The organism is Ascidiimonas meishanensis (genome assembly GCF_037782385.1).
Classification (GTDB): domain Bacteria; phylum Bacteroidota; class Bacteroidia; order Flavobacteriales; family Flavobacteriaceae; genus Ascidiimonas; species Ascidiimonas meishanensis.
Window position 1 is genome coordinate 203,008 of sequence record NZ_JBBEXD010000006.1, and the last position, 13,743, is coordinate 216,750.

The 13,743-nt window shown below is 34.1% G+C and carries 10 protein-coding genes and 2 pseudogenes; 8 read left to right on the forward strand and 4 right to left on the reverse strand.

Annotation, left to right across the window (positions count from 1 at the left end; genetic code table 11):
• Genes WBG07_RS12885 through WBG07_RS12895 form a run of 3 tightly spaced genes read left to right on the forward strand, consistent with a single transcriptional unit; the run spans position 1 to position 4,374 of the window.
• Positions 1–699 (forward strand): ABC transporter ATP-binding protein, encoded by a 699-nt coding sequence (locus WBG07_RS12885; RefSeq protein ID WP_340201896.1) that lies wholly within the window; start codon positions 1–3, stop codon positions 697–699.
• A gap of 5 nt (positions 700–704) precedes the next feature.
• Complete coding sequence (locus tag WBG07_RS12890) at positions 705–1,859, forward strand: hypothetical protein (protein ID WP_340201898.1); 1,155 nt, start codon at positions 705–707, stop codon at positions 1,857–1,859.
• Between the two features lie 7 nt (positions 1,860–1,866).
• Positions 1,867–4,374, forward strand: coding sequence for a cation-translocating P-type ATPase (locus WBG07_RS12895; protein WP_340201901.1), 2,508 nt, complete (start codon positions 1,867–1,869; stop codon positions 4,372–4,374).
• A 158-nt stretch (positions 4,375–4,532) separates the two neighbouring features.
• Here the strand turns inward: WBG07_RS12895 and WBG07_RS12900 are convergent, their stop codons facing one another.
• The 3 genes from WBG07_RS12900 to WBG07_RS12910 form a co-directional block, all read right to left on the reverse strand.
• The gene (locus WBG07_RS12900) at positions 4,533–5,450 is read right to left on the reverse strand and encodes a hypothetical protein (RefSeq protein WP_340201904.1); all 918 of its coding nucleotides are present in this window, start codon (positions 5,448–5,450) and stop codon (positions 4,533–4,535) included.
• 71 nt (positions 5,451–5,521) lie between these two features.
• On the reverse strand, positions 5,522–6,175 hold the full coding sequence (locus WBG07_RS12905; protein WP_340201906.1) for a DUF6799 domain-containing protein: 654 nt from the start codon (positions 6,173–6,175) through the stop codon (positions 5,522–5,524).
• A gap of 1,065 nt (positions 6,176–7,240) precedes the next feature.
• Complete coding sequence (locus WBG07_RS12910; protein WP_340201907.1) at positions 7,241–9,079, reverse strand: SLC13 family permease; 1,839 nt, start codon at positions 9,077–9,079, stop codon at positions 7,241–7,243.
• Positions 9,080–9,524: 445 nt separating this feature from the next.
• Here WBG07_RS12910 and WBG07_RS12915 point away from each other — a divergent pair, with 445 nt between their 5' ends.
• The 5 genes and pseudogenes from WBG07_RS12915 to WBG07_RS12930 all read left to right on the forward strand — a co-directional run bounded on the left by WBG07_RS12915 (position 9,525) and on the right by WBG07_RS12930 (position 12,684).
• Positions 9,525–9,986, forward strand: coding sequence for a hypothetical protein (locus WBG07_RS12915; protein WP_340201909.1), 462 nt, complete (start codon positions 9,525–9,527; stop codon positions 9,984–9,986).
• A gap of 137 nt (positions 9,987–10,123) precedes the next feature.
• A pseudogene (locus WBG07_RS19505) lies at positions 10,124–10,239 on the forward strand (IS982 family transposase); the annotation flags it as partial.
• Positions 10,236–10,532 (forward strand): annotated as a pseudogene (locus tag WBG07_RS12920) (ABC transporter permease); the annotation flags it as partial. The pseudogenes WBG07_RS19505 and WBG07_RS12920, both read left to right, overlap by 4 nt.
• 229 nt (positions 10,533–10,761) lie before the next feature.
• The gene (locus WBG07_RS12925) at positions 10,762–11,595 is read left to right on the forward strand and encodes a helix-turn-helix domain-containing protein (RefSeq protein WP_340201912.1); all 834 of its coding nucleotides are present in this window, start codon (positions 10,762–10,764) and stop codon (positions 11,593–11,595) included.
• A gap of 54 nt (positions 11,596–11,649) precedes the next feature.
• Positions 11,650–12,684 carry a bestrophin family protein gene (locus tag WBG07_RS12930; RefSeq protein WP_340201914.1) on the forward strand — a complete coding sequence of 345 codons (1,035 nt, stop codon included), beginning with the start codon at positions 11,650–11,652 and terminating at the stop codon, positions 12,682–12,684.
• A gap of 20 nt (positions 12,685–12,704) precedes the next feature.
• Here the strand turns inward: WBG07_RS12930 and WBG07_RS12935 are convergent, their stop codons facing one another.
• Complete coding sequence (locus WBG07_RS12935; protein ID WP_340201917.1) at positions 12,705–13,721, reverse strand: XdhC family protein; 1,017 nt, start codon at positions 13,719–13,721, stop codon at positions 12,705–12,707.
• Positions 13,722–13,743: the final 22 nt, after the last annotated feature.

Sequence of the window (13,743 nt, forward strand, 5' to 3'; positions counted from 1 at the left end):
ATGGCAAAAACAATTATAGATGCACATAATGTGAGTAAAACGTTCAATCCAAAAACAATTCCGATTCATGCGGTTCAAAATGTGCACGTCCATATAGAAGAAGGAGAGTTTGTTGCTTTAGTAGGCCCATCGGGCTCAGGAAAATCTACCTTACTGAATATGATAGGCGGATTAGATGACCCAACAGAAGGCACCGTTATTATTGATGGCATAGAGATTACAAAACTTTCAGAGAACAAATTGATAGATTTCCGGCTTCAGAATATTGGTTTTGTTTTTCAATCCTTTAATCTGATTCCAGTTCTTACTGCAAAAGAAAATGTAGGTTTTGTATTGCAGTTGCAACGTATGTCAAAAGACGAGCGCCAAAAGCGCGTGTTAACCTTGTTGAAAGAAGTGGGCCTTGAAGATAAAATAGACAGTAAGCCAGGCGAACTTTCTGGCGGTCAACAACAACGTGTAGCGGTGGCAAGGGCATTGGCCTCTAAACCAAAAATAATACTGGCAGATGAGCCTACTGCAAACTTAGACTCCAAGTCTGCTGCTAATTTATTGGACATTATGGCCAAACTTAACAAAGAAGAAAAAATCACTTTTTTATTTTCAACCCATGACCAAAGAGTAATTAAAAAGGCAAGAAGAGTCATAACATTAGTGGATGGCAAAATAGATTCCGATGTGCAACAAATACCAAGCTAAAAACTATGAAAAGGGTTCTAGTTATACTAATATTCATTTTTATATGGGATGCTTTTAGTCTTTTTGCACAAGAAAAGGAAGAGAAACTCTTCTTAACAGGATACCTTAAAAATCTTCATGAATTGAGTTTTGTAGATAAACTAGAGCAGTTACAATGGACTACTTTTTTGCACAACAGACTCAATTTTAAATACGTTCCTTCAGAAACCTTTACTATGAGATTGGAGTTTAGAAATCGTATTTTTTATGGAGATAATATCAAAAACATTCCTAACTTTTCCAATATAATTTCACGAGATAATGGCTGGGTAAATCTTTCTTGGAATCTAATAGACCAGAGCAAGGTAGTATTTAACGCCACCATAGACCGGGCTTTAATAAACTACAATAAGGGAGATTGGAATATTACCTTGGGAAGACAACGTGTAAATTGGGGAAGAAATTTAGTATGGAATCCAAACGATATTTTTAACACCTATAATTTTCTGGATTTTGATTACGAAGAGCGTCCGGGAAGCGATGCATTACGAGTACAATACTATACAGGTGATTTTAGCAAAATTGAATTGGCGGCAAAGAAAGGAAGAAATAAAAACGATTTTATAGTGGCAACCATGTATGAGTTCAATAAATGGTCTTATGATATTCAGATACTTACAGGTATTTATCATAAAGATTGGGTGCTAGGTGCTGGCTGGGCTGGAAATTTAAAAAATGCAGGATTTAAAGGAGAGGTATCTTATTTTATACCTTATGAGAATACTACTAGATCTGAAAATGTTTGGAGTACTTCTTTATCTGTTGATTACGGGTTTAAAAATGGTCTTTATATAAACGGGTCAGTATTATACAATAGCACGGTAAATGATTTTTCAGGAGGAATTGAAAATTTACTATTTTCAGATATTACAGCAAAGAACCTTCTGCCATTTGAATATGCCGGATTTATTCAATTATCTAAAGAATTTTCACCTATCTTATTAGCTACGATGAGTACTATTTATTCACCTACGAACCATTCTGTTATTATAATCCCTTCTTTTAGATATTCTATTGCTAATAACTTGGAACTTGACTTTACTGGACAATCCTTCTTTGAGTTTAAAGAGTATCAAACCTTAGGGAATAGTTTTTTCACCAGACTGCGCTGGAGTTTTTAAAATCTAAATGATGTCTATAGATAATTTTGGAATTAAGGGATTAACCAAGGAACAAGTCATTAAGGCAAGAGCTACTTTTGGTGCTAACAGGCTTTCTTATAAAAAAGAGAATGGGCTTTTAGAAGCTTTAAAAAGCTTGGTAAAAGAACCTATGGTTGTTTTACTTTTTGCAGCATCAACTATCTATTTCATGAGTGGAAATATTGGAGATGGAATTTTTCTATCCGTAGCCATAGTCTTAGTGGCATCTATTTCTCTATATCAGGATTCCAGAAGCCGCAATGCGCTAGAAAAATTGAAAAGCTTTACCCAGCCTCATTGTAAGGTTATTAGAAGTGGTATAGTTGAGAAAATAAAAAGTGAGAATTTGGTGGTTGGGGATTATGTTATGGTAGAAGAAGGGACTATTATCTCTGCAGATGCCACTATTGTACATTCCAATGATTTTTCGGTTAATGAGTCTATTCTCACTGGTGAATCTCTTGCAGTATACAAAGATTCTAGAAAATTAGATGCTGTTATTTATAGTGGGACAACCGTGGCAAGCGGATTGGCGATAGCTACAGTAACAGCTATTGGAAATGAAACCCAATTGGGTAAAATAGGCAAGAGCCTGGAAAGTATTAAAGAAGAAAAAACGCCTTTAGAATTACAGATTACTAATTTTGTAAAAAAGATGGTTATAGCTGGAGCAATTATCTTTTTAATTGTTTGGAGTATTAATTTTTCCAAATCTTATGAGGTGTTGGATAGCCTACTAAAAGCACTAACCCTAGCTATGAGTATTCTTCCTGAAGAAATACCAGTTGCTTTTACCACTTTTATGGCACTAGGCGCTTGGAGATTAATGAAAATGGGAATCGTTGTAAAGCAAATGAAAACGGTAGAGACGCTGGGCAGTGCTACTATTATTTGCACCGATAAAACAGGAACAATCACAGAAAACAAAATGAGTTTGGCTAAATTATTTGTGTTAGAATCACAAAAAATGATGGACCCCAAAGGTACATTGAATGATGCTGATAAGGAATTGATAACCTTGGCAATGTGGGCGAGTGAGCCTATCCCTTTTGACCCTATGGAAAAGGCACTGCATGACGCATATACTCAGCTAGCACAATTTGATGACCGACCGAACTTTAAAATGATTCATGAATATCCTTTGGGTGGAAAACCTCCCATGATGACCCATATTTTTGAGGACAATTTGGGAAATCGCATTATAGCCGCTAAAGGAGCTCCAGAAGCATTCATACAAATTTCTAATTTAACAGAAAGTGAAAAACAGGAGATCTCAAAGGCAATAAAAACTCTAGGAGAAAATGGATATCGTTTGTTAGGTGTTGGCAGTGCTCATTTCACTAACGAAAATTTCCCAACCAAGCAACAAGAATTTGAATTCAAATTTAAAGGAATTGTTGCTTTTTATGATCCACCAAAGAAAAATATCAATCAGGTGCTTGAAGATTTTCATTCTGCAGGAATTGAAGTTAAACTTGTCACGGGTGATAATGCAACCACTACTATGGCTATCGCAAAGCAAGTTGGCTTTAGAGGCTATGAAAAACAGTTATCTGGCAATGAGGTGATGCTATTGCAAGACTCAGAATTAGAGGAAAGAGCATTGGATACTTTTGTGTTTACACGTATGTTTCCAGAAGCAAAGCTAAAACTGATTAATGCATTAAAAGCAAAAAATGAAATTGTGGCTATGACGGGTGATGGCGTAAACGATGGTCCTGCACTTAAAGCCGCACATATAGGAATTGCTATGGGCAAAAAAGGAACAGAAATAGCAAAACAGGCAGCTTCCTTGATTTTAGTAGAGGATGACTTGTCCAAGATGGTAGACGCCATTGCAATGGGGAGAAAAATTTACACCAACCTAAAAAAAGCCATCCAATATGTCATATCAATTCACATACCTATCATTCTAGTAGTATTTATACCATTAGTTCTAGGATGGATTTATCCTAATATTTTTTCGCCTGTTCATGTTATTTTGTTAGAATTAATTATGGGTCCTACCTGTTCCATTATTTATGAGAATGAGCCAATGGAGAAAAATACCATGATTAAAAACCCCAGACCCTTTACAACTACCTTTTTAAAATGGAGAGAGTTGACCACAAGTGTTATTCAGGGATTGATGATTACATTAGGCGCATTGATTATTTATCAATATGCGGTACTAAATGGATTTAACGAAGCAATTACTCGTACAATGGTTTTTGTAGTACTTATAGCTGCCAATATATTTCTCACCTTAGTAAATAGATCTTTTTTTTATGCTATTTATGAAACTTTAAAATATAAGAACAATTTGGTGCCCCTTATTATTGCCATAACCATAGGCATTTTATGCGTACTTCTTTTTGTAAAACCCTTTACCAAATTCTTTGAATTTGAATCTTTGACCCTGCACCAATTAGCTATAAGTATTGCCGCAGGTTTTTTATTTGTAATTTGGTACGAATTGATAAAATGGGGGAGAAGGTTAACTTCTAAGCATTAGAATTTTATGGGCTTCTTTTTTTAGAAAATAAGAGCCATACTTTAAGCTTAGAGATAACATCATTTTTGTAAATCAATATAACTCCTATAGATGCTTTTGTCCAAAAAGATTTATTTAGAAAAAGTATGAAGACACTAAGTTGCTAAGAATACGATTAGTTATCTACTTTTATTTATTAAAGTGTTCTTATTTTTTTTCGTAGAAAACCAATAGCTAATACCTACCGACCAATAGAATACACTTTCTAATTTCTCTTTAATTATAAGGTCTTCAGTAGTAATTGTCGCACTACTTTGAGGAAATGCCAAGGTTGGACTAAAAGAAAAAATAAAGGATTCATGATAATATTGAAAAGGCATACCCAATTCAATGTTTAGTAAATTGAATTCTGTAGCTTCATTAATTTCTATGGTGTTAGAAATTGTTTGGTTTTGACCTCCAGATCCTTTGCCTTTTCTATTTCCAAGGCGGCTGGTTTTGTAATAAGCTTCATAAAAATTTTGGGTTCCTGCACCCAAAGAAAAAGAAGGCTTAATCAAAAAACGCTGTTTATCTAAATATAAAATTTTACTTAACACTAATTCACCAAAAATATCTGCTCTACTACTCGTGTTAAAAAAACTGTTTACGGAAAGAGAAATTTCTACTGTTTTCAAATCATAACTTATCAGTCCACTTAGGTTAGCGGTCATTTCAGATTGTACGTTGTAACTATCTTCATTGAAGAAATAGCCTGTTACTGAAATTCCACCGCTCCATTTTTTAGAATCAAAAAGATATCCAGTACTTAATAAAAAAAGATCTATACGTTGTTCGGAGGAAGCAGTAAGATAGGATGCAGAGATATCTGCAAAAAAACCGGAAGCATCATAATATCCTATGGAAGGAAAGATATAGGGCGCTGCAATTGAATCGCGTCTCCCCATAAAGATTGCATCGTTCATATAACTTAAATCCGCTAGTATGTAGGAATCTTGTTTTGAAGAAATCTCTTTGATAGAGTTTTTATTATTCTGAGCAGTTACTTCCATAAAGAAAAGGACAATGACTACTGTAAGGCGTAGAATAGTTTTCATTTTAGAATACGGTTATATGAAATTCACAAAGAGCTTTACTCAGTAAAAGCAAAGCTCTTTAGACCTCTATATTATCTTAAACCTACTTTTTTCTTTTTTTGAACTTTCGGTTTTGATTGCATTTTGTTCTTCATCATACTTTTCTTCAACATCGTTTTTCGATGTTGATAGGTGTTCTTGAACATTTCACCACCCATATTGAGACATTCTCCTTCTAAAAGGCGCAGCTGTTTACGATCTCGAGTTTGATAACTTCCATCTGGATTTACAGCTGCACCATCCCCTAAATCAAGTTTTTGTTGTAATCTGTTCTGAGATTGGTTTCTAATTTGAATAACTTCGCCATCAACAAGCATATAATGCAACCTGTTTTGGTTTCTTTCTTGAATCTGTGATTGATTCAGCCCTTTGTTCTCTTGCTTAACCTTGTAACGATACTGGTATTCATTTCTATATTTAATACCATCTGCGTCCAAGCATTCTCCGTCTTTTAATCTTAACCTGTCTCGATCTTTAGTTTGATAGGTGCCATCTATATTCAATATAGAACCATCGTTTAAGGTTATTTTGTCTTTCAATTTAATTTGCTCACGGTCTCTAATTTGTAATACATCACCATCAACTAACATAAGTCTAACTTGCTCACGATCCTGATCGCGATTCTGGGCGGTAATAGCTGTTAATCCTAAGACAACAAGAGCTATTAATAGGATTGATTTTTTCATCTTTTTTTATTTTAATTAGTAATGCTAATGTATAATCCTAAGGAAGTAAATCAAATGATATGGATCATAGTTCTAAAAAATTTATAGTTTCGAGAGGCTATAAACTATATGAAGCTCTTTTTAGATTGTGAACTATAAAAAAGATAATAATATGGAAAATAGAGAGCCTATTAGGCTCTAAATATGATTCAATTAAGGGATAGCGCGTTGCACAAAAAAAGCTTTTTCATAAAACAGTATAATTTAATACTGGATCTTTTTTATTCCCTATAATTTTAAATTAATTTCTTCTTCTTTTTGTTCTAGATGTTCTGCTAGATCTAGGACTGTTTGAATAATTTTCCCTGTGGTAGTTCTTTATACTATCACCCCTATAACCTTTAATACGCACAAATTTGCTTCTATTGAAATTAATGTTTCTATATCTTTGAGGAAGCACATCCACATAAAACCAAACGTTATTTTCTAGATACAGATATTTTCTTAGTGAGAGATCATAGTAAATAACATACTCCGGAAAATAGACATAACGTACGGATTCAATTCTATTTGGATAAAACCAGGGTGGTGGGGGAGTATTCGGATTTGGAGATATAATTAGAGGTCCACAACTCTCAAGGGTAAATGTGCTGATTATTACAAGTAATATGATGAAATATTTTCTGTTTTTCATAACCTAAATATTTATAGTATCAAAGAAACGAAAGTAACAAAGAATTAGAAATGACCTAGGTCACTTTTGGTCACACTATTCGTACTATTTTCTAATCCTACTTCTTAGTGGTAAATGAAGCTTATAAAAAAGAAACAGGTTATTTTAATATCCAAAATATTAATTTCTTTACAGTAGTATGCCTTCAAAAAAGCAAAAGATCTCAAAAACTATGTAAAGATTATAGACGTATAAATTATATAGTGATTGGCCGTATAAAAAATAGGATTTCATAGGCTCCGTGGATCTTCATATTCTAAACCTCAAATAGTACTATCAGGAGTAAAAATTTTAATCATACCATTAGTAGCTTAAAAAGTGTTCTTTTATTTAGAGCAAGTAGGTAGGCACAGTCAAAAAGGCCATATAAGGGGTACCAAAAACAGGGTAGCTATTAAAAACAGTAGCAATAATGGGCTGCCTACTTTCACATAATCTATAAACTTATAATTACCAGCCGTCATTACCATAGCATTAGTAGTGGTGCCCACCGGAGTTAAAAACGCAGTAGAAGCACTAATGGCTACAACAATCATAAACGGTTCTGGTGAAATATGTAAAGAACTGGCTGCCAGTATGGCAATAGGTGCCATTAAAACTGCGGTAGCCGAGTTATTAATCGCCTGGCTAAATCCGGAAGTCAGCAGAAAAACCCCTGCCAGTAAGGCGATAGGATGAATACTTCCCAAACCGCTTACCAAACCATTTGCCGCCATGGTAGCAATCCCCGTTTTTTGCAGGGCAATCCCCATGGGTATCATGGCTGCAATCATTATAACGCTTGTCCAGCTTATACTTTTATAGGCCTTTGCCACGGGTACACATCTCGTAATAATCACAATACCGGCACAGATCATGGCCGCCATAGCACCGGGCAGTATTTTAAATACCAAAAGAACAATCATAAGCAACAAACTACCCAAGGCAATGTAAGATTTATAGGTAAGTTGGGTTAAACTTTTCATCATACTTTCCGGGCTTCCAGAAATCACTAGATTTTTATAGGTGTTTTTTAAGGCTTCTATTTTTTCCCAGGTACCTCTTATAATAAAGGCATCTCCTGCTTTTACCGCTACATTTTTATCTTTTAAAGGCTTATTATTTCTAGAAGCTGATAACAATTGAATGCCATCTTGTTTAATGTACGACCCCATAGGAATTTCCTGCCCCAGAAAAATAGATTTTGGAGTCACCATCATTTCTGCCATACCCACTTCCTGATTGAGAAGCTCGTCTATTAAGTGGTCTTGTTCATTTTTAAAAGGTATAATTCCCAAACTAAACTTTAATATAAACTTATCAATGGCCACCGTATCACCTTTTACGGTTATAATATCATGATATCTTAATTCGGTATCATTACTAGGAAATTCTACATAAGGTTTCACCCCTTGTAAAGGTTTTGGAAAGCGTCTTTTTAAACGAATAATAGAAATGTTATGGTGCTCTTCAAAGTTCCACTGGCCAATAAGTGTATTAATTAAAGGAGACATGGAACGAATTCTTAGTCGGTATAAATTAGCTCCAATACTATATTTCTCTATCCATTCGTGCATTTCAGAATCTAAATCCAGCGGTTTATCTTCCCCTTTATTAGAAGGTAATAGTCTATAGCCCACATACCTAAAATAGAGCAATGAAATTAAAAGTAGCGGCAGCCCGATAAGCGCAAATTCAAAAAATGAAAACGACTCAAACCCATTTTCTTGCAACGCATTACTGGCAATAATATTAGGGGGTGTACCAGTAAGGGTTAATAAACCACCTGTATTAGAACCAAAAGCCACCGGCATTAGCAATTTAGAAGGTAAGGTGCCTATGCTGTAGGCAGACGTTACAATAACCGGCAGCAAGGTAGCTACCGTACCGGTATTACTCACAAAGCCAGATAAGGTGCCAGACCCAAGAGTAACTAGCAGTAGCAATTTGGAAATACTTTTTCCTGCCCATTGTACAAATCGTTGCCCCGCCAGCGCAGTCCACCCTGTTAAAGACAACCCTTCACCAATAATAAATAAAGAAGCAATCATAATAACTGTGGGATTGCTAAAACCACTTAAGGTCTCCTTCAAATCAATAATACCCAATACATAAAGGCTTAACATAGAGAGAAGGGCTACCACATCTGGAGAAAATTTACCCCAAACAAATAGAATGATAGTTACAGTTAAAATAACAAGAGTTACGGTCATGTAATTTTATTTTTTTGAATGCAAAAATCTGTATCCTAGCAGAAATCATTCATTTAAGTCTAATATCTTACTATGGCTGTCAAAAATAGCGCTTATACTTAACTTTCTTACCGTAATTAAAACATGAATACAGTAGCATGCGGTTAAAAATAATGATCGTATTTGTTTTGTAACATAATCTTTAAGTGCAAAAACACTAAATTTTTTTTGGTATCTGGAGCAATAGTTTCACAGTAAAAACATCATATGTATACGGTATAAAGGATGCGTTTGATTTATGGTGTAAGCCCTGTGTATTTTAATCAGCTAGCTTTACACTTATAGATCTTTCTGTTTATTTAAGAAAAAACACAATATAAAGTAAGTTAAAACGTTCAAAATTAATACTCAGAAGTTAGTTTTTTGCTAACCATTAATTTTTACAAACTAAAACTAAATTTTATTTATGAAAACCAACATTTTCGCAGTACTCATCTTATTCAGCATTTCTTTTATTTCCTGTCAGTTAGAAGATAGTGTAGACACTATTGAACAAGAGCAGGTGATTGAAACCAATGATGTTTCAGATAAAGACAATACTGATGCTACTTCAAGAATTCAATGCTTTGGGCAACCTACATGCTCTGCTGGCGTAAGTTTAGGAGTTACCACTTCTTCAGAAAAAGATACTTTTTTAATTATGTACGAAACACCTGATGGGCAACCCAGATTTCAATATGTTACAAAAGGAAGTTATCTAAATAGGGAAGTAAAGTATTACAAACATCCATCGTATCCAGGATACTTTTTTAAATTATGGTTTAAGAATAAATATGTTCCTGAGCCGGGTATGCAATATGAAGAAGTATACGATGGTGACCCTATCAGTACGAAAACTTACCATATGAATTGGAGTTACCAATACTAAGGGTATATTTTATTTAATTAAAAAAAATGACGAAATGCCTGAAAACGAACGTTTCAAGGCATTTTTTTTATGCATTGAATTTTAGAGTTCAACAAGAGCTAATAGTTAAAACAGTAAACGTATTCTAGACTAATTGCATTACCAATGACCAAGTTGGAATCATTGATTATATGATTACCAAAGGCAATACCAATAACAGAAAGCCTTTGCGTTTTCAAGCCTTCATCAAAAAACTTTTGGCAAACTTTTTGGTTGTTTATGGCGGTGATTTATGATGGCTTGTTTTTAATGTCTCTTAATACATTTCAATCCTATCCATTAGATTCTTTTTCAATAGGAGCCACCATGTTCAACCCTATAGATTTATCACGAATCCTTATTTTATTGAAATTAGATATTTCAGCTTTGTTAGGCTATACAGGTGCGGTATTTCAAAAGTTCTTTGGAACCGGTTTTGGATTGTTCATTTCCATTATGGCACTCTCCCTATGGGTGCTTTTACCCGTACTTAACATATATAGAAAGAGCAGAAAAAAAGATTTTTAAAGCGCTAATTTAGCTTCATAGTTTTTCCAAGATGTAGGTATGTTTTTATTTTGTTAACGGTTAACATTTTTTAATTCAGTTGCAAAAAATGGTTGTTTAAGAAAACACTGTAAGGAGCAATCTTTAAAATCTAACATGCCTAACTTTTTGGTATACAATACAATATCTTTGCTTGTATTTTGACATTTTTAGACAACTATAGGAATCAAAAAATCCATATTTTTAGTTCATGGAAAATAGGTATACCAAATTTATACATTGTGATGATATTGAAATAGCAACTTCCTGCGAAGACTCTATTGGAGCAGTTCTTAATACATACCTTCCCTCTACCATATTATTGTTCACTCAAGTGGGTCAATTAAATATAAAGATAGACCAAGAATTGTTTTCAATCCCCAGGGGTCATTTTGGATTACTGAGAAAATACACCACTGTAGAAATTTTTAAAACTTGGAAACGTGATGAAGGATATGCGAAAACCTATGGGTTTATGCTCACCAACAATTATATAAGAAAGGTAATTGATGGAATTGTGCTCCCCAAAGATTTAGCACCTACTACAAAACGTTTTATGAAGGTTCCAAAAACAAAAGAATTAAATGAACTAATGGTTCCTCTTATAGCCCATATTGATAATGGTAAAGATTTGGATACCAATTATATTGAAAATAAAACCTTGGAAGCACTTATAGCATTAGTAAAGGCAAAAAAGGAATTATCTGTTGTGTTCAAAGAATTCTCATTAGCAGAGCGGGCAGATATTGAAGAACTTATGTTTCATAATTATTTATATAATATTCCGTTAAAAACTTTAGCTGAACAATCTGGTAGAAGCCTGTCAACTTTCAACAGAGATTTTAGGTCTATTTTTAATGAAACCCCTCATAAGTGGATTTTAAATAAAAGATTAGAGTATGCCCGCAATATAATGTTTAGCAAGAAGAAGAGACCTTCTGAGGTTTTTTTACAAGCTGGATTTGAAAATTTAGCACACTTTAGCCGATCTTTCAAGAAAAAATACGCCATTACTCCGTCTGATTATTTCAAAACCTTAAATTGAAATTTTTAGTCAAATCATTCCAAAAAATAATAAAGCTCATAAATTTTATAGAAGATGATTGTTACTAAGGGAATCAGTTTTGCAAAATTAATCAAATGGACTTGGTTTCATATTTTATGGTTAGTTGTTTTAATGGGAGTAGCGGCACTTCTGTATCACTTTAAAATTATCAATATTGTGATTCCTTGGTTACCAATTTCAGTAATAGGCACAGCCGTAGCATTCTATGTTGGTTTTAAAAATAACCAAGCTTATGATAGAATGTGGGAAGCCAGGAAAATATGGGGAGGTATTGTAAACGATAGTCGTTCCTGGGGAATGATGGTAGATGGATATGTATCCCTTTTTTTTGCTGAAGATAAAATTGCTGAAAAAGAAGTTCATAGTATTAAAAAACGACTCATATATAGACATATCGCATGGTTATACGCCCATCGCAGTCAATTATTGGTACCAACACCCTGGGAACATGTTAGTCAAGGTGGTTATACAGCAAGGACTGCTAAAATGTATCGGAAAAAATTTGGTCTAGGTCTTATTGATGATGAAATTACAAGAACAGAACTAAAATTATTTATTCCAGAAGAAGAACACGACCGATTAATAAATAATGTAAATACCGCAACACAAATTATTAATGAGCAGGCAAGAGACCTTAAAAAATTAAGGGAACAAGGTTTTATAGATGACTTTAGGCATATGGAAATGGTAAATGTATTAAGTAATTTTTACACATTGCAAGGTAAGAATGAACGTATTAAGAAATTCCCGCTACCTAGGCAATATGCTAATATTAGTAGGTATTTCGTAGGGATATTTATTATATTTCTTCCGTTTTCTATGATTCCCGAACTCTTGAAACTTGGAAACCTGGGAGTATGGTTATCTGTACCTATTACAGCATTAATTGGCTGGGTATATGTAATGATGGAAGTAATAGGAGATTATACCGAAAACCCATTTCAAGGTATGGCCAATGACATTCCGATGTTATCCTTATGCCGGGTAATAGAAATAGATTTGCGGGAAATGTTAGGAGAAGTAGATTTACCTCCTGGTATAAACTCAAAAAACGGAATTTTGATGTAGCCGTATACAGAACTAAATCTCTACTGATGAATCTTACCAACAATACTCCTCAAAGACAGGGCCTCCGTCTCCCTAACAATAGAAAGAATTTCTGATAAAATGGATAAGGCTATTTCTTCGGGGGTTATAGAACCAATATGCAAACCTGCCGGACTGTAAATAACATCTAAAAATGTTTCTGATAATTCTGGAGAATAGTGCATAAGCTCACTTTGTAATTCTTCACGCCGCTTAGAAGATCCTACTATACCAATGTATCTTGGTTGCAATGGTTCTAATTTTAACAGGTATTTTAAATCTTGCACATAGTTATGTGTCATGAGCACTACCACCGTTTCATTATCAATAGGGACATCTAATATTTCTGGTGTTTGCGCGGTTACAGATTTTGCTCCTGGAAAATCAGACACTAGTTTAGGGTCTTTTATAGAAGTAATTACATTCACTTCCCAACCTAATAAAGAAGCCATTGTACATAGTTTAACAGAATCATGCTCGCCACCTATAATTAACAGGTGAAGGCTGGGTTTTAAAATTTGAGAGAATATTTTTAAATCTTTAAAGGTCTTGGGTTCAAAAGTCTTGCTAAATATGAAACTTGAATTGTCATTAAAACGGGTGATACTTCCAAAATCTCCAACTGCGTCTTCTTTTTGTTCATAGTAAGACTCTATTTTAAATGGCTCCCGAGTTTCTAAAACATGTTGAAACTTTTCTAAGAATTCATCTGAAATATTAAAAGGCTCAATTAGAATATACAAGATACCTTCACATCCTAAACGATAGCGTCCATCATACGTAATTACTATAGCTTTATCCTCTTTAAATACAGATTCTGCCCTACGTTTTATTTCGTTTTCAACACAACCACCACTTACGGCGCCCACCATTTTACCATGTTCAGAAATCAGCATACGCACCCCCGGTTTTCTATAAGAAGATCCTTCTAAAAAAACTACTGTAGCCAATACACTTTTCAATTCACTTTGTTGATTGATTTTAGCGTGATAGACTATATCTTTAAATTCGTGTGTCAATTATGGTAGGTATTTATTATAT